Genomic DNA, 16,723 nt, shown 5'->3' with positions numbered 1-16,723 from the left:
GAGCCGCGCCGGTTGCAGGCGACTAAAGCGCGACCTCGGCGAGTCGCGGAATCGACGGCTGCGCGCCCGCGCGCGTGACCGACAGCGCGGCGGCCGCCAGACCGAAGCGCACGGCTTCGTCGATCGAACGCCCCGAGGCGAGCGTGGCCGCGAAGCCGCCGACGAACGTATCGCCGGCCGCCGTCGTATCGACCGCGTCGACACGCCGCGCCGGATAGTGCGTGCCGTGCGTCTGCGCGTTGTGGTCGCCGAGCACGAACACGCCCTGCCCGCCGAGCGTCACGATGACCGTGCGCGCGCCCTGCTCGCGCAAGGCGGCGGCGGCTCGATACGCGGCCTCGGGCGAGTCGACGGTCACGCCCGACAGCGCGGCCGCCTCGATTTCGTTCGGAATCACGAAGTCCGCGAGTTCGAGCCAGTCGCGCGGCAACGGCGCCGTCACGGGGGCCGGGTTCAGCACCACGGTGCGTCCGTCGCGGCGCGCCGTCTGCATCGCCGCGAACACGGTCTCGCGCGGCGTTTCGAGCTGGCAGACGACGACATCCGCCGCCGCGATCGCCGGCTCGCGCGCGGCGATCCCTTCGGGCGTCAGCGCGCCGTTGCTGCCGGCGACGATGACGATCGAGTTCTGGCTCGCGTCGTCGACGGTGATCAACGCGACGCCGGTCGGCAACGCCGCGTCCGACGACACGCCGCTGCAATCGATGCCTTCGACTTCGAGGCCCTGCTTGAGCTGCGCGCCGTTCGCGTCGGCGCCGATGCGGCCGATCATCGACACCGCGGCGCCCAGGCGCGCGGCCGCGACGGCCTGGTTGCCGCCCTTGCCGCCGGGCACCTGAGCAAACGTACGGCCGACGAGCGTTTCTCCGGGCTGAGGCATGCGCGGCGAGCGAACCACGAGATCCATATTGAGGCTGCCGACCACGACGACACGGCCTTGCCGCTGATCTTTTTTCGCTTCCACTGCTAGACCTTTTGTTGATGGGATGAAGAAGAAACGGATGCCGGGAGCGACGGCGGCGCGCTCGACTCGCGCACGAGCAGTTTCGGCTCGACCGTGAGCTTGCGCGTCGGACCGCTGACGACGCCGTTGATCCGATCGAGCAACGCGCTCGCCGCCGTCTCGCCGAGCCGCAGGATCGCCTGACCGACCGTCGTCAGCGACGGATAGACATAGCGGCTCAGTTCGACGTCGTCGAAGCCGACGATCGAACAATCCTCGGGCACGCGGATACCGCGTTCGGCCGCCGCGCGCAGCGCGCCGATGCCCATGAGGTCGTTGCCCGCGAAGATCGCCGTCGGTGCGAGCGCATCGAATAACGCGGAGGCCGCAGCATATCCGCCCGGGCTCGAAAAGTCGCCTGCCACGATGGCATCGGGCAACACCTCGATGCCGTGCTCGGCCATGGCCTGCTTGAAACCCGCGACACGCATGACGCTGACCGCGGTCGTCGCCGGGCCCGCGATACACCCGATACGGCGATGACCGAGATCGAGCAGATGACGCGTCGCCATCGCGGCGCCGGTCTCATGGTCGATCTGCACGAGATCGGCGCGCAGCCCGGGGATCGGACGATCGACGATGACGACCGGCACGCCCGCGTGATTGAGCGCATGCGCGGCCTTCGCGTCGTCGCCCGCGGACGCGACGATCAGACCGTCGATGCGCTTTTCGTGAAGCACGCGCAGGTATTCACGCTGCGTTTCGATGTCGTTATCGGAGTTGCAGAGAAACACGCAATATCCGTTGCGCCGGAAATAGCCCTCGATACCGCGTGCGATTTCCGCGAAGTACGGGTTCGTGTTGTTCGGCACGATCAGGCCGATCGTCGCGGTCGCATTCGCTTTGAGCGAACGTGCGACCGCCGAGGGCACGTAGTTGAGTTCGGCGATCGCGGCGAGCACCCGGGCGCGTTTGTCGTCGCTCACCGGGCGTGAGTTGTTCACGACGTGCGATACCGTCGTGTACGACACGCCCGCGAGCGCGGCAACGTCCTTGATGGTCGACATGGTTCGCTACCCTTCTGGTGGTGGCTCCGGCGCGACGCGTTCAGGCGCGGCGCTTCGCGCGATGGCTGCGATACGTATCGAGCACGACGGCCACGACGATGACCGCGCCCGTGATGATCCGCTTGGTCGGCTCGTTCGCGCCGATCTGCGCGAGCCCGGCCGCGAGCACGGAGATGATGAGCACGCCGAAGAACGTGCTGATCACCGAACCGCGTCCGCCCATGAGACTCGTGCCGCCGATCACGACCGCCGCGATGACCTGGAGCTCGGCGCCCGACCCCGCATTCGGATCGGCCGCTTCGAGCCGCGAGATCTGGAACAGCGCCGCGAGTCCCGCGAACGCGCCCATGAGCGCGAACACGAGGATCTTGTAGGGCCGCGGATCGATACCCGCGAGACGCACGGCTTCCTCGTTCGTGCCGATGCCGATCAGATAGCGGCCGAACACCGTGCGCGTGAGCACGAGCTGCGCGACGATCATGACGACGACGGCGATCACGAACGCGGGCGAAATGCCGACCGCGATCGGATTCGCGAGCCAGTCGAACGCGTCGCCGATATACGACGTGCGCGAGTTCGTGAGCTGATACGCGAAGCCGCGCGCCATTTCGAGCACGCCGAGCGAGACGATGAACGACGGGATGCGCCAGGCGACCGTCACGGCGCCCGTCAGCGTGCCCGCGACCGCCGCGACCACAAGTCCGAACAGACCCGAGACGATCGGGTTCAGATGCCACTGGAGCGACGCGACGCTGACGGCCGATGCGGCAAGCGCAAGCACCGAGCCGACCGACAGGTCGATGCCGGCGATGATCAGCACGAACGTCATGCCGACGGCCATGACGACGAGATCGGGAATCTGATTCGCGATCGTGATGAACGTGTCGTACGTGAGGAAGTGCGAGCTCAGCACCGAGAACAGCGCGATCATCGCGATCAGTGCGCCCGCGAGGCCGAGATAGCTGTTGAGCCCCATGCGCGTGCCCGCGTTGGCGGAGCGCGCCGGCGCGGGCGGCGTCGTGTCGGCCGGCTTGTTCGAGGAAGTCGTCATGGTGTATCTCTGTTCAATAGTTCTTCACGCTTCGCGTAGCCCGAGAACGCGGCGGCCAGCAGGCTGTCCTGCGTCCATTCGTCACGCTTGAAAGTCTGGACGAGCCGGCCGGCCGACATCACGCCGATCCGGTCGCAGATCAGCATGAGTTCGCGCAGATCGCTCGATACGACCACGATCGCCTTGCCCTTGCGCGCCTGCGCGCCGAGCAATGCATAGATATCGAACTTCGCGCCGACGTCGATGCCGCGCGTCGGCTCGTCGAAGAGCATCACGTCGCAATCGTGTTCGAGCCAGCGGCCGATCACGACCTTCTGCTGGTTACCGCCCGAGAGTTCGCCGACCGGCTGTTGCCAGCTCGACGAACGGATCCGCATCGCGCCGATCTGCCGATGCGAGAGCGCTTCTTCGCGTTGGCCGTCGACGACGCCCAGGCGCGACACCGCGTCGAAGTTGCCGAGCGAAAGGTTGGCGCCAATCGATTGCGTCAGCAGCAAGCCCTCGCCCTTGCGGTCTTCGGTGATCAGCGCGATGCCCTGCTCGACCGCGTCGACGGGCGATTTGATCTTGAGCGGCTGCGGCGGAATGCCGAGCGAGACGGTGCCGCTGTCGGTCGGATCGGCGCCGAAGATCATGCGCATGAGTTCCGTGCGGCCCGCGCCGATCAGGCCGCTGATGCCGAAGATCTCGCCGCTGCGGACTTCGAACGAGACGTCCTGGACGACCGTGCCGCGCGTGAGATGGTCGACGCGGAACATCGGCGCACCGATCGCGCGCTCGCCGAGATCGATCTGCTCGCCGATCTCGCGGCCGACCATCTGGGTCACGATACGGTCCGTCGTGTAGTCGGCCATGCGGCCCACGCTGACGAGCTTGCCGTCGCGCAGCACCGCGATCCGGTTCGAGATCCGCGCGAGTTCTTCGAGCCGGTGAGAGATATAGATGATCGAGACGCCCGCGCGCTTGAGCCGCTCGACTTGCTCGAACAGCAAGTCGACCTCGCGGCCGGTGAGCATCGCCGTCGGTTCGTCGAGAATCAGGACGCGGCAGTCGCCGATCAGATTGCGCGCGATCTCGACCATCTGCTGATGGCCGATGCCGAGCGCCTCGACGGGCGTATCGGGATCGAGCGTATCGAGCCCCACGCGCGCCATCGCGACGCGCGCGTCTTCGCGCAGCGTGCGACGCGAGATCCAGCCGAGCCCCTTGATGCGCGGCAGCTGGTTCAGAAACAGGTTCTCGGCGATCGTCAGCGTCGGCAGCAGATTGAGTTCCTGCATGACCATGCGCACGCCGAGCCTTTCGGCCTCCGTGCGGCTCGTCGGCGCGTACGGCTGGCCGCGGTAGGTCATCGTGCCGTGGGTCGGCGTGACGAGCCCGCCGATGATTTTCGACAACGTGCTTTTGCCCGCGCCGTTCTCGCCGGTCAGCGCGAGAACCTCACCGGGAATCAGCTCGAGGTCGACACCCGCCAGCACCGGCTCGGCATACGTCTTGCCGATGCCGGTGACGCTCAGCACGGGCGTGGCCGCGGGCCGTTCGTCGGGCGTGTGTGCTGCTCCAGTCATGCCGTCTCCTTCGTTGTTGCCGATGTCGTGCGTGCGGCCGCGTGCAGGGAGGCACGCGTATCGCCGGCGTCCGCCCCAGGCCGCTGCTTGCTGCTTGCGCCGCTTGCTGCTTGCTGCTTGCCGCGTACTGCGTCCCGCTTGACTGCGTTGCGGGTCGTCAGGGCCATCGATCCCGCGGGACCGACGGCCGACCGGCTTCGATCAGATCGGCCGGACCCCGCGTGCGGCGTCCGGCCACCCGATGCGCGGGCTTACTTCTTCGTCACGAGTTCGACCGGCGTCTCGACGATGTCGGACAGATCGCTTTGCTTCTTGTGGTCGTGCAGGGCCTTGAGCGCCGTGTCGATGCCGTAGACGGCCTGCTTCGCGGCGAACTGGTCGGCCGTCGCGAGGACGCGGCCGTCGGCGAGCATCGGCTTGATCGCGGCGATGTTGTCGTAGCCGACGACCTGGACCTTGCCCGCGCGGCCCGCGGCGCGAACCGCCGAGACGGCGCCGACGGCCATATTGTCGTTGCCGCACAGCAGCGCCTTGATGTTCGGGTACTCGTTGAGCATCGCCGACGCGATTTCATTGCCCTTGTCGATTTCCCATTCACCCGACTGCACCGAATCGATCTTCGCGTTGATCGCGGTCATCGAGTCCTTGAAGCCGGCCGTGCGCTGCTGCGCGTTGGTCGTCGTCGACACGCCTTCGATGATGCCGACTTCGTCGCCCGCCTTCAGCTGCTTCGCGAGATAGTCGCCGACGAGCTTCGCGCCCTTGCGATTGTCCGGTCCGACGAACGGCACGTTGATGCCCTTCGACTTGACGACGTCCGGGTCGAGACGGTTGTCGATGTTGACGACGATGATGCCCGCATCGATCGCCTTCTTGATGACCGGCACCATGGCCTTCGAATCGGCCGGCGCGATCACGATCGCATCGACCTTCGAGACGATCATCTGTTCGACGATGCGGATTTGCGCGCTCGTGTCGGTTTCGTTCTTGATGCCGTTGCTGATCAGATCGAAGTCCGCCGAGTGCTGCTTCTGATAGTCCTTCGCGCCGTCTTCCATCGTGAGGAAGAACTCGTTGGCCAGCGATTTCATGACCAGTGCGACCTTCGGCTTGTGGTCCTGCGCGTGCGCGCCGAGGGGAAGCATCGTGGCTGCGGCCAAAGCAACACCGGCGGCAAGAATACGGCGGCGAATGAGGTGCGTCATGGAACGTCTCCTGTGTGTGTTAACTACGGTGCGGCGGCCTCATGGCAGTGAGGACAGTGAGTCGCGCGCGGGCCGGTTCGGCTTCGTGTCGGCCTTGCATTGTCCGTGATGCGATAGATATCGCGCACGTTAACGGCCGTATACGTCCGTATAACGGCAATACATCGTGTCGAAAATATCGCAAACGTTTGCGAATTGGATGATCTTGCGAACGCTCCGCGATGTCAATCGCGCGACGTTTTGCGGTGCACCAGAAGCCTTCGTCGAATCCGCGCGATCGACCGCGTGCGTCGATCGTTCGATCGCCTGGAGAGCGGCGTGGCGTAAAGGGCGAGCGCGCACGCCGCGGGGCCTCGGATCACGCCTTGCAATGCAGGGGCGTTAGGTGTTTTCCCTAGCCGTTTTGAGGGGCTTGCCGCGTACTGACTGCCCGCCGCGGGGCACATAAACCCGCTCTTTCGGGAGGGTTTCAACGGATGTTCGCGCACACGGCACCCGCGAGCGAGACGCGAACGTGCCGAGCCGCTCATGCACACCACGGTGCGCGTCGGACTTTGGACCTCAGACCTTGGGCTTCGCGCCGAACGCATGAGCATCGCGCGCCTTGACCCCGTCCGATTGCGTTCTAAGGCCCGGATATCGGGCTTCACGCTTTGACGCCTGTCCGGCGTTCGACGCGGCTTTAGCGACCGGCGCTCGATGATGCCGTCGATGGTGAAGCCGGCTGTTCGGCCGGGGCCGCGAGACTGCGCGACACCATCTCCGCGACGCACGCGGGGCGCGCATTGCCCTGCAACTCGATCGTGACGTTCCAGACGATTTGCCAGCCGGGGCCGCGCGTCAGCGTATCCGAAGCGGCAAGGGGTTCGACCGACTGAATCGCGACGCGCCCCCGCACCTGGGCGCCGACCGGAACCGGCGCCGTGAACCGCACGCGATTGAGCCCGTAATTGATGCCCATGACCGCGCCGACGATCCGCACCGACTTTCCGAGCAGCATCGGCACGAGCGAAAGCGTCAGAAACCCGTGCGCGACCGGGCCGCCGAACGGCGACTCGCGTTTCGCGCGCTCGACGTCGACATGGATCCATTGATGATCGCCCGTCGCATCCGCGAACAGATCGACCTGCTCCTGCGTGACGGTCTGCCACTCCGTCACGGCCAGCTCCTGTCCGACCAGCGACGCAATCTCGTCGAAAGCAATCTCGCGCACGGCGTTCTCCATGTTCAACGTTGACGGCAAAAGGGATGCGTCGACATCGCGCGTCCATGCGCACCACCTGGCCGACGCGCAGTCCGAACGTGCCGAAGACGCTGCGCGGCACCGTGCGACGCGGACACTCAACGCCGCACGCCTGACGCCTGACGCCTGACGCCTGACGCCGACGTCAACGTCAACGTCAACGTCAACGTCAACGTCAACACCGACACCAACTCCGATACCGACACCGACGCGTCTACCCCACCTTGCCAGCATCGCGCGGCAGCGACAAGGCGCGGCGGGACCGGACATTCCGGGATTGCACGATCCCCTGAAAAATGCACGATCGTTCGCGATCAATGAGCGATGCGACGCCACCCTCGCCCGAGCGATCGCCCATCCCCTCGTCGACCGCCATATCCACATCGCGCTTGCATTTGATTTTCTTTGTTATAAAGTAACGCTCCGTTTTGATACGTTATAACAATCTATCAGGCGTCGTGGACCACGACGCCTCAACACCATCATGCGCACACCCGATCCCGTCCGCCGCGCCGTTGCCCTGCTCGTTTCGATGTCCGCGCTGACCGCGGCCGCCGCCCGTGCCGAGTCGCCCGCCATCACCGCCGCGACCGGCGACACCTCGAATGCCACGCCCGCCGCGAGCCCCGATGGCTGGGCCGCCCCAGGTGCAAACACGCAGAGCGCTGCGGACGCCGCGAGCGCGGGCCGTCCCGCGAGCGTCGCGAACACGGCGAACGCGCCCCTCGACGTCGAAATCAACGCGACGAAACTCGATCGCGCGCGCAACGGCCTCTCGCCGGACACCGGCAGCAGCGTCTACACGATCGACGCCCAAGCGATCGACACCATGCCCGCCGGGCAGAACACCTCGTTGAATCAAGTGCTGCTTCAGGCGCCGGGCGTCGTGCAGGACTCGTATGGCCAACTCCATGTGCGCGGCGATCACGCCGATCTCCAGTACCGGATCGACGGCATCCTGATTCCCGAAGCGATCAGCGGCTTCGGACAAGCGATCGACACGCATATCGCGAATTCGGTCAGCCTGCTGACCGGCGCGCTGCCCGCGCAATACGGCTACCGGACCGCCGGCGTCGTCGATATCCAGACCAAGGGCGCGAGCGCCGGAGACGGCGGCGATATCGGCGTCTACGGCGGAAGTCACGGCACGCTCGATTACGATGCGACCGTCTACGGCACGCGCGGCGCGCTGACCTATTTCTTCACGGGTTCGCTGAATCAGAACAACCTCGGCATCGAAGCGCCGACCTCCGACGGTTCGCCGCTCCACGATTTCACGCGCCAGGCGTCGGGCTTCGGTTACCTGTCGTACTTGCTGAACCCGCTGACGCGCGTCAACCTGATGTTCGGCACGAGCACCGCGCACTTCGAATTGCCGAACACGCCGGGGCTCACGCCGCAATACGCGCTGGCCGGACACCCGGACTTCGATTCAGCGAATCTCGACGAGAACCAGTACGAACTCAACGAATTCGCCGCCGTCTCGCTGCAGGGCACGAACGGCGATGCGCTCGACTACCAGATCGCGCTGTTCACGCGCTATACGCGCACGCAATTCAATCCCGACCCGATCGGCGATCTGATCTTCAACGGCGTCGCCTCGCAGGACTATCACAACAATGTCGCGACCGGCGCGCAGACCGACCTCACCTATCGGCTCACGCCGACGCATACGCTGCGCTTCGGCGGATATGTCGAACAGGAACATGCGACGTTCCGCGATGCGGTCTCCGTATTTCCGGCCGACAGCGCGGGCAATCAGACCAGCGACGTCCCGTTCTCGATTCAGAACGAAAGCGGTCAGACCGGCCATCTCTACAGCCTCTACGTGCAGGACGAATGGAAGCCCGTCGAGCGGCTGACGATCAACTACGGTCTGCGCTACGACCGCATGGACGAATATGTGTCGGCGAGCCAGTTGAGTCCGCGTCTCGGCCTCGTGTTCGACCTCACGCCGACGACGATCCTCCATGCGGGCTATGCGCGCTACTTCACGCCGCCCGCGTTCGAACTCGTGAACTCGGGCACGATCGCGCAGTTCGAGGGCACGACGAATCAGCAGCCGAACACGCTCAACGACGCCGTCAAACCCGAGCGGTCGCATACGTTCGATCTCGGCGTCACGCAGCAATTCGGCCCGCATCTGAGCGTCGGACTCGATGCGTACTACAAGATCGTCACCGACCTGCTCGATGAAGGCCAATTCGGCACCGCGTTGATCTATACGCCGTTCAATTACGCGCGCGGACGCGTCATGGGCGCCGAATTGACGGCGAATTACCACGACGATCCGTTCTCGGCCTATGTGAACCTCACGTACAGCCACGCCCAGGGCACCGATATCGAAAGCGCGCAATTCAATATCGACGCGGCCACGCTCGCCTACGCGGCGAATAACTGGATCAATCTCGATCACGACCAGATGTTCACGGGGTCGGCCGGCGCGCGATATCGATGGAATCACACGACCTTCACGAGCGATCTGCTGTTCGGCAGCGGTCTGCGCTCGGGGTTCGCGAACACGGACCATCTGCCGTTCTACACGCAAGTCAATCTCGGTGTGATCCAACAGTTCAACGAGCCGTATGTCGGCCCCGTGACGATCCGCCTCGCCGTCATCAATCTGTTCAATCGCGTCTATGAGTTGCGCGACGGGTCGGGCATCGGCGTCGAGGCGCCCCAGTACGGACCTCAACGCGCGTTTTACGCGGGTCTGTCGAAGTCGTTCTGATATCTGACGGAAATCGATCGATATGTTATCGCCTCAGTCACTGATCGTCGCCGCCGGAACCGTCGGCTGGATTCTCGTGCCGCTCGCGCTGCTCGGCGGCGTCGCGTTCGCGTTGATTGCCGAGCGCATCGTCGCGCTGCGGCTTATGGCTTCGCCGATTGCGCAGTTCGAACCCTTGCATTCGGGCGACGCCTCGACGCAAGCATCCGACGCATTCCGGCACCGGCTCACGTCCGCGCTCGCGGCGATGCCGCGTCGCCACGTGATTCATCGATGGATGGCCCCCGTCGTCGCGCATGACGTGCTCGACCACGCGCCGCTCTGGTGGATCGAGGCCCAGCTCGAAGCGCGCGCGCCACGCATCGAAAAGTCGTTGAATCGCGGACTCTGGCTGCTCGATACGATCGTCACGACCGCACCGCTCGTCGGCCTGTTCGGCACCGTGACGGGCATGATGGATGCGTTCCACCTGATCGGCGCCCAGGGGCTCGTGAATCCTTCGGGCGTCAGCGGCGGCGTCGCGCAGGCATTGATCGCGACCGCGATCGGCCTCGTGATCGCCGTGGTGTCGCTGATCGCCTTCAACGCGCTGACGCAACGCGTCGACGCAACGCTCGACGATCTGCAGGCGTTCGGCACGCAATGGCTCGCGACGCTGCGGTACATGCGCGATACGCGGACCGTGGATGCGGGTGCGGCGGGTGCGGGTGCGGGTGCGGGTGCGGGTGCGGGTGCGGGTGCGGGTGCGGGTGCGGGTGCGGGTGCGGGTGCGGCAACGACAAGGGCAGCGTCGGCACACGCGCAAATCCATGCGCCGGCTACTGCCGCATCCACCGCCGCGCATACGTCGGCGCGACACACGTCATGAAGCTCAAACGCGCTCGCCGTTCGCGTCGCGGCCGCATCGAAATCATCCCGATGATCGACGTGATGTTCTTTCTGCTCGCGTCGTATCTGTTGACGTCGCTCTCGATGCAACGGCTCGACGCACTCTCGATCGCCCTGCCCGACGGCACGGCTTCCGCGTTCAACAGCGCCGCGCCGTTGACGCTGAGCATCGATCGAAACGATCGGATCGAGGTCGCGGGCCAACGCGTGACGCTGGCCGAAGTCGGCCCCGCCGTGCGGGCCCGCCTGCATCGCGACGGCACGCTGGTCGTCGCGGCCGACGACAAGGCCACGCAAGGCACCGTCACGCGCGCGATGCTCGAAGCGCAACACGCAGGCGCGCGCTCGCTGTCGATCGTGATCCGGCATGCGCAATGATCGCGACGGCGGCAACGGGAGCGCACACGGTGCGCCGACGCGCGGCGCGCGTTCTCCGTCGGCGGCGAGAGGCACACGCGTCGACGCACACCTCAGCGCCCCGGTCGCCGCGACCCTCGGCGCGATCGTCTGGCTCGCGCTGCTCGCCGGGCTGCTTCGTGTGCTCGGGCTATCCCGCCACGATCAGGCCGAGCACGATGTGAGCGTGCCGCTCAATATCGTCGTCACACCGCCAGTCGCGATCGATACGGCGCCGCCGGATCCCGCACGCACAACGCCACGTCTTCCGGCCGCTGCACCGATGCCGACGCACACCGCCACATCCGCGCCTACGTCCATGGCGACCGCGACAGCAACGGCGACATCCATGTCGAAGCCTCTTTCGCCCCCGACGACCGGCCCGAAAACCCGCGTGCCGATGACCGCCGCGCATGCCGTCGACGCGCCCTCGCACACGACGCGGGCGACGCGGGCGACGCCGCCGCCCTCGACCGCCGACATGCCTCCCGCGACTTCGCCCTCGCCCGTTACGCCGGGCGCTGCCCCTGCCAAACCGACAAGCGACGCGCCGAGTGCCCCGAATGCGCCGAATGAACCGAACGCGACCCATGCATCGAACCCCGACGCCAGCCGCCCGCAAGCCTCGTCGGAATCCCGCGCATCGCCGACGGCACCCTCCGATGCCGGACCGCGCGGCACGACCGCGCACGCGCTCTATTCACCGCTCCCCGACGTACCCGACGACGCGCGCGAAGACGCCTTCAGCGCTGTCGCGGTCGCGCGCTTCACCGTTCACCCGGATGGCCGTTGCGACGTCACGCTCGTCGAGCCGACGCCGAATCCGACCTTGAATCGCTTGTTGCTCGCGAGCCTGCGTCAATGGCGCTTTGCCGCCGCGACCGAAGACGGCCATGCGGTCGAAACGACCCTCGATCTCCGCGTGCACTTCAACGTGCGCTGACACGTGCGCTGAGAGGTGTCGATGCGTGCGCCAACACGTGCACAGATCGCACGGTCGCTTCGCCGCGCCGCCTCGATCGATCGAACCGGTCGACACACGATCACGCGCGCTCGGATCAAGCCAACCCGTGCCGGAGGCCCGACACGACCTGCACGCACCCCATCGCGGCGATCACGCAGGCCGAGACCTGCGCAACACGCGCAAGCCATCGGTCGGGCATCCGCGCGCCGAGATGCGCGCTCACGCCGCTCAATGCAAGCCACCAGCATGCCGATCCCGTGAACACCCCCGCGACCATCAGCGCCGTGGCGCGCCACGGGCCGCCGTCCGATGCCGCGACACTCGAGCCGAGCGCAGCGAACATCGCGACGAACGATAGAATCGTCGTCGGATTCGAGAGGGTCAGCGCAAACGTCGTCGCGAACGCGCGGCGTACGCTGACGGTCGCGCCACGCGAGATGCCCGCACGTGCGCGCGTGCGGAACATCGCCGCCGCGAGCCAGAGCAGGAACAGACCGCCGCCGATTTGCAAAACCCGCGTCACGGCCGGAAAACCCGTCACGATGCCGGCGACGCCGACCGCGCCGAGCAGCCCGTAGACCGCATCCGCGCATGCCGCGCCGAGACCCGTCGCCAAGCCGCGCTCGAATCCGTCGCTCAGGCTGCGTTCGATGCAAAGCATGCCGATCGGCCCGACCGGCGCCGCGATGCAAAACCCGATGGTCCAGGCGTTCATAAAAAGCATTCGATCCTCACTCGGGTAGACGTCCACTTCCCCGTCGCGGCCGCGCGCCGCCGCCACACGCGAGGCTCACGCATCGGACATCGCATCAAAACGCACAGACGCACGCACGCGCGAATCGCGGGGCGACACTGCCGGGACATCCGGCCATCGTAAAGAATCCGAAACTTGCCGGACACGCGGCATTTAAGGTATGACGTACGATCAACCTTAAAAACCGAAAGCCGACACCATGGATACGATCGATTGGCAACTCGTCGATGCGCTCCAGCTCGACGGACGCGCGACGCTGACGGCCCTTGCGAAGCACGTGGGCCTATCGGTACCGGCCGTGACCGAGCGCGTGCGACGGCTCGAAGACAGCGGCGTGATCGCCGGCGTCGTCGCGCGCGTCGATCCGCGCGCGGCCGGCTACGGCGTGACGGCGCTGATCGGCATCACGGTCGCGCAGCCGGCGAAAACGCGCTTCACGAAGTTTCTCGAAGGCATTCCCGAAGTGCTCGAATGCTTTCATGTGACCGGCGCGGACTCCTATGTCATGAAGGTCGTCGCGACGAGCGTCGAGCATCTCGAACATCTGATCTCGCGGATCAATCTCTACGGTGAAACCCGTACGTCGATCGTGATGTCGACGACGATCCCCGCGCGCCCCGTGCGCAAGCCGGCCGAATCCGGCGCGCCGCCGCGGCGCAGCAAACCGCGTACGCCGCGCTGACCAAGCGGTTCGGGCGGCTCAAACGGTCGTTTCAGTCCGTGGCGGCGCGGTCCGCGCGGCGGCCACGCAGTTCCGCCCGGCAAAGTTTGTGCGCGATGCATATACTGAATCCACGCAGTTTCCCGATCCGACGCATTCAGCGAGGCTTCGCGACCATGGTGACCATGAATCGACGCCAGTTCCTGAAAGTGTCCGCGACCACGCTGGCCGGTTCGAGCCTCGCCTTGATGGGGTTTTCACCGGAGCCCGCGCTCGCGGAAGTCAGGCAATACAAACTCGCGCGCATGACGGAGACGCGTAACACGTGTCCGTACTGCTCCGTCGGCTGCGGGATCCTCATGTACGGGCTCGGCGACCACGCGAAGAACGCGAAGGCGAGCATCATGCATATCGAGGGCGACCCCGACCATCCGGTCAATCGCGGCACGCTCTGTCCGAAAGGCGCGAGTCTGCTCGACTTCGTCCATAGTCCGAGCCGGCTGCTCTACCCCGAATATCGGGCGCCGGGGTCCGACACCTGGCAACGCATCACCTGGGACGACGCGCTCGATCGGATCGCAAAGAAGATGAAAGCCGACCGAGACGCGAATTTCATCGCGAAAAACGACGCCGGCCAGACCGTCAACCGCTGGCTCAGCACGGGCATGCTCGCGGCTTCCGCGAGCAGCAATGAAGTCGGCTATCTGACGCACAAGGCCATCCGCAGCATGGGAATGCTGCCGTTCGACAACCAGGCGCGTGTCTGACACGGCCCGACGGTGGCAGGTCTTGCCCCGACGTTTGGCCGTGGAGCGATGACGAATCACTGGGTCGACATCAAGAATGCCGACGTGATTCTCGTGATGGGCGGCAACTCCGCCGAAGCGCACCCGTGCGGGTTCAAATGGGTCGTCGAGGCGAAAGCGCACCGCAAGGCGAAGCTCATCGTCGTCGATCCGCGTTTTACGCGCACGGCGTCGGTCGCCGATTTCTATGCGCCGATCCGCACGGGGACCGACATCGCGTTCCTCGGCGGCGTGATCCACTATCTGCTGTCGAACGACAAGATCCAGCACGACTATGTCCGCAACTACACGGACATGAGCTTCATCGTGCGCGAGGACTTCGCGTTCAACGACGGCCTCTACTCGGGCTACGACGGGAGCAAGCATACGTACGCAGACAAGAGCACGTGGAACTATGAAATCGGCGACGACGGCTATGCGAAAGTCGATCCGACCTTGCAGGACCCGCGGTGCGTCTATCAGCTCATGAAGGCGCACTACGCGCGCTATACGCCCGAAGTCGTCGAATCGATCTGCGGCACGCCGAAGGAGAAATTCCTCGTCGTCTGCGAAACGCTCGCGAGTTGCTCGACGCCCGATCGCGCCTCGACGATCCTCTACGCGCTCGGCTGGACGCAGCACTCGGTCGGCGCGCAGATGTTGCGCACGGGTGCGATGGTCCAGTTGCTGCTCGGCAATATCGGCGTCGCGGGCGGCGGCATGAACGCGCTGCGCGGACACTCGAACATCCAGGGCCTGACCGACCTCGGCCTGCTGTCGAATTCGCTGCCCGGCTATATGTCGCTCGCGCTCGACGGCGAGCAGGACTTCGACGGCTACATCAAGAAACGCGCGCCGCAACCGCAGCGTCCGAACCAGCTCAGCTACTGGAAGAACTACAAGGCCTTCTTCGTCAGCATGATGAAGAGCTGGTGGGGCGATCACGCGAGCGCCGACAACAACTGGGCCTACGATTACCTGCCGAAGTACGACAAGCTCTACGACGTGCTCTATGCGATGGAGCTCATGCTCGAGGGCAAGATGAACGGCTATCTCGCGCAGGGCTTCAACCCGCTCGCGGCCGTCGCGAACAAGGGCAAGAACATCCGCGCGCTCGCGAAGCTCAAGTGGCTCGTCGTCATGGATCCGCTCGCGACCGAGACGTCCGAGTTCTGGAAGAACTACGGCGAATACAACGACGTGCGCAGCGCCGATATCCAGACTGAAGTGTTCCGCTTGCCGACCACGTGCTTCGCCGAGGAATTCGGCTCGCTCGTGAGTTCGAGCCGCGTGCTCCAATGGCACTGGCAAGGCGCGGACGGCCCCGGCGAATCGCGCAGCGATCTCGAGATCATGGCCGAGATCTTCACGCGCATGCGCACGCTGTATCAGAAGGACGGCGGCGCCTACCCCGACCCGATCGTGAATCTGACCTGGCCGTACGCGAACCCCTTGAGCCCGACGCCCGAGGAACTCGCGATGGAATACAACGGCAAGGCCCTCGAAGACCTGACCGATCCGAAGGATCCGTCGAAGGTGCTCGTCAAGGCGGGCACGCAGCTCTCGGCGTTCGCCCAGCTCAAGGACGACGGTTCGACCGCGAGCGGATGCTGGATCTTCTGCGGCGCGTGGACCCCCGAGGGCAATCAGATGGGCCGGCGCGACAACAGCGATCCGACCGGCATCGGACAGACCTTGAACTGGGCCTGGGCCTGGCCCGCGAACCGGCGCGTGCTGTACAACCGCGCGTCGTGCGATCCGAGCGGCAAGCCGTTCGACGCGCGGCGCGCGCTCATCGCCTGGAACGGCAAGGGGTGGACCGGCTCCGACATCCCCGACTACAAGGCCGACGAGCCGCCCGAAAACGGCATGGGCCCGTTCATCATGAACGCGGAGGGCGTCGCGCGTTTCTTCGCGCGCGACGGCATGGCCGAGGGCCCGTTCCCCGAACATTACGAGCCGTTCGAAACGCCGCTCGGCTATAACCCGATGCATCCGCACAATCCGCTTGCGACGAACAACCCCGCAGCGCGGATCTTCCCGGCCGACAAAGCCGGTCTCGGCAAGTCGCCCGACTATCCGCACACGGCGACGACGTATCGGCTCACCGAGCACTTCCACTACTGGACCAAGCACGCGCGCCTCAACGCGATCGTGCAGCCCGAGCAGTTCGTCGAGATCGGCGAGGATCTGGCCCGCGAGGTCGGTGTGGTCGCGGGCGATCGCGTCAAAGTGTCATCGAGCCGCGGACATATCGTCGCGGTCGCGGTCGTGACCAAACGGATCAAGCCGCTGATGATCGAGGGCAAGAAAGTGCAGACCGTCGGCATTCCGCTGCATTGGGGGTTCAAGGGACTGACGCGGCCGGGCTATCTCGCGAATACGCTGACGCCCGCGGTCGGCGACGCGAACACGCAGACGCCCGAGTTCAAGTCGTTCCTCGTCAAAGTCGAAAAGGCCTGAAGGA

At 65.6% G+C, this 16,723-nt stretch carries 14 protein-coding genes; 6 read left to right on the top strand and 8 right to left on the bottom strand.

Annotation, left to right across the window (positions count from 1 at the left end):
- Window positions 1–22: 22 nt before the first annotated feature.
- From rbsK to D7S86_RS24085, 6 genes are all read right to left on the bottom strand, one after another.
- On the bottom strand, window positions 23–964 hold the full coding sequence (gene rbsK, locus D7S86_RS24115; protein WP_276313558.1) for a ribokinase: 942 nt from the start codon (window positions 962–964) through the stop codon (window positions 23–25).
- Window positions 965–966: 2 nt separating this feature from the next.
- Entirely contained in the window at window positions 967–2,010 is a 1,044-nt protein-coding gene (locus D7S86_RS24110) for a LacI family DNA-binding transcriptional regulator (RefSeq protein WP_121090199.1), read from the bottom strand.
- Between the two features lie 40 nt (window positions 2,011–2,050).
- Window positions 2,051–3,061: an ABC transporter permease gene (locus D7S86_RS24105; RefSeq protein ID WP_121090197.1), complete on the bottom strand. Its 1,011-nt coding sequence runs from the start codon at window positions 3,059–3,061 to the stop codon at window positions 2,051–2,053.
- On the bottom strand, window positions 3,058–4,629 hold the full coding sequence (locus D7S86_RS24100) for a sugar ABC transporter ATP-binding protein (RefSeq protein WP_121090195.1): 1,572 nt from the start codon (window positions 4,627–4,629) through the stop codon (window positions 3,058–3,060). Before D7S86_RS24100 ends, D7S86_RS24105 begins: the two co-directional genes overlap by 4 nt.
- Window positions 4,630–4,880: 251 nt before the next feature.
- Complete coding sequence (locus D7S86_RS24095) at window positions 4,881–5,834, bottom strand: sugar ABC transporter substrate-binding protein (RefSeq protein WP_121090193.1); 954 nt, start codon at window positions 5,832–5,834, stop codon at window positions 4,881–4,883.
- Between the two features lie 682 nt (window positions 5,835–6,516).
- Window positions 6,517–7,047, bottom strand: coding sequence for a MaoC family dehydratase (locus tag D7S86_RS24085; RefSeq protein WP_121090371.1), 531 nt, complete (start codon window positions 7,045–7,047; stop codon window positions 6,517–6,519).
- Window positions 7,048–7,561: 514 nt separating this feature from the next.
- Here D7S86_RS24085 and D7S86_RS24080 point away from each other — a divergent pair.
- The 3 genes from D7S86_RS24080 to D7S86_RS24070 are packed head-to-tail and all read left to right on the top strand — an operon-like array spanning window position 7,562 to window position 11,074.
- Window positions 7,562–9,808 (top strand): TonB-dependent receptor, encoded by a 2,247-nt coding sequence (locus D7S86_RS24080; protein WP_121090190.1) that lies wholly within the window; start codon window positions 7,562–7,564, stop codon window positions 9,806–9,808.
- Between the two features lie 22 nt (window positions 9,809–9,830).
- Window positions 9,831–10,676: a MotA/TolQ/ExbB proton channel family protein gene (locus D7S86_RS29855; protein ID WP_121090188.1), complete on the top strand. Its 846-nt coding sequence runs from the start codon at window positions 9,831–9,833 to the stop codon at window positions 10,674–10,676.
- Complete coding sequence (locus tag D7S86_RS24070; RefSeq protein ID WP_121090186.1) at window positions 10,673–11,074, top strand: ExbD/TolR family protein; 402 nt, start codon at window positions 10,673–10,675, stop codon at window positions 11,072–11,074. The genes D7S86_RS29855 and D7S86_RS24070 overlap by 4 nt, the downstream gene beginning before the upstream one ends.
- Before the next feature lie 183 nt (window positions 11,075–11,257).
- Here D7S86_RS24070 and D7S86_RS29280 read toward each other — a convergent pair whose 3' ends face one another.
- Entirely contained in the window at window positions 11,258–11,575 is a 318-nt protein-coding gene (locus D7S86_RS29280; protein ID WP_147432453.1) for a hypothetical protein, read from the bottom strand.
- On the opposite strand from D7S86_RS29280, the gene D7S86_RS29275 reads away from it, so the two are divergent.
- Window positions 11,574–12,035 (top strand): TonB family protein, encoded by a 462-nt coding sequence (locus D7S86_RS29275; protein ID WP_147432452.1) that lies wholly within the window; start codon window positions 11,574–11,576, stop codon window positions 12,033–12,035. The two genes, D7S86_RS29280 and D7S86_RS29275, sit on opposite strands and share 2 nt — an antisense overlap.
- Before the next feature lie 115 nt (window positions 12,036–12,150).
- On the opposite strand, the gene D7S86_RS24060 is transcribed toward D7S86_RS29275, so the two are convergent.
- Complete coding sequence (locus D7S86_RS24060; RefSeq protein ID WP_121090369.1) at window positions 12,151–12,780, bottom strand: LysE family translocator; 630 nt, start codon at window positions 12,778–12,780, stop codon at window positions 12,151–12,153.
- A gap of 229 nt (window positions 12,781–13,009) precedes the next feature.
- Here D7S86_RS24060 and D7S86_RS24055 point away from each other — a divergent pair, with 229 nt between their 5' ends.
- Window positions 13,010–13,492, top strand: coding sequence for an Lrp/AsnC family transcriptional regulator (locus tag D7S86_RS24055; protein WP_121090182.1), 483 nt, complete (start codon window positions 13,010–13,012; stop codon window positions 13,490–13,492).
- 155 nt (window positions 13,493–13,647) lie between these two features.
- Window positions 13,648–16,719, top strand: a complete 3,072-nt coding sequence (gene fdnG, locus D7S86_RS24045) for a formate dehydrogenase-N subunit alpha (RefSeq protein ID WP_147432451.1) — start codon at window positions 13,648–13,650, stop codon at window positions 16,717–16,719.
- Window positions 16,720–16,723 lie beyond the last annotated feature (4 nt).

It is taken from the genome of Pararobbsia silviterrae (assembly GCF_003628125.1).
Classification (GTDB): domain Bacteria; phylum Pseudomonadota; class Gammaproteobacteria; order Burkholderiales; family Burkholderiaceae; genus Pararobbsia; species Pararobbsia silviterrae.
Note: the sequence above shows the minus strand (reverse complement) of the source record. Positions and strands in the feature narration are given on the sequence as shown.

Excerpts from the sequence above, each read along its gene's own strand:
- D7S86_RS24110 (WP_121090199.1), bottom strand. The coding sequence starts at position 2,010 with ATGTCGACCATCAAGGACGTTGCCGCGCTCGCGGGCGTGTCGTACACG.
- D7S86_RS24105 (WP_121090197.1), bottom strand. The coding sequence starts at position 3,061 with ATGACGACTTCCTCGAACAAGCCGGCCGACACGACGCCGCCCGCGCCG.
- D7S86_RS24100 (WP_121090195.1), bottom strand. The coding sequence starts at position 4,629 with ATGACTGGAGCAGCACACACGCCCGACGAACGGCCCGCGGCCACGCCC.
- D7S86_RS24095 (WP_121090193.1), bottom strand. The coding sequence starts at position 5,834 with ATGACGCACCTCATTCGCCGCCGTATTCTTGCCGCCGGTGTTGCTTTG.
- D7S86_RS24080 (WP_121090190.1), top strand. The coding sequence starts at position 7,562 with ATGCGCACACCCGATCCCGTCCGCCGCGCCGTTGCCCTGCTCGTTTCG.
- D7S86_RS29855 (WP_121090188.1), top strand. The coding sequence starts at position 9,831 with ATGTTATCGCCTCAGTCACTGATCGTCGCCGCCGGAACCGTCGGCTGG.
- D7S86_RS24070 (WP_121090186.1), top strand. The coding sequence starts at position 10,673 with ATGAAGCTCAAACGCGCTCGCCGTTCGCGTCGCGGCCGCATCGAAATC.
- D7S86_RS29275 (WP_147432452.1), top strand. The coding sequence starts at position 11,574 with ATGCCTCCCGCGACTTCGCCCTCGCCCGTTACGCCGGGCGCTGCCCCT.
- D7S86_RS29280 (WP_147432453.1), bottom strand. The coding sequence starts at position 11,575 with ATGTCGGCGGTCGAGGGCGGCGGCGTCGCCCGCGTCGCCCGCGTCGTG.
- D7S86_RS24060 (WP_121090369.1), bottom strand. The coding sequence starts at position 12,780 with ATGCTTTTTATGAACGCCTGGACCATCGGGTTTTGCATCGCGGCGCCG.
- D7S86_RS24055 (WP_121090182.1), top strand. The coding sequence starts at position 13,010 with ATGGATACGATCGATTGGCAACTCGTCGATGCGCTCCAGCTCGACGGA.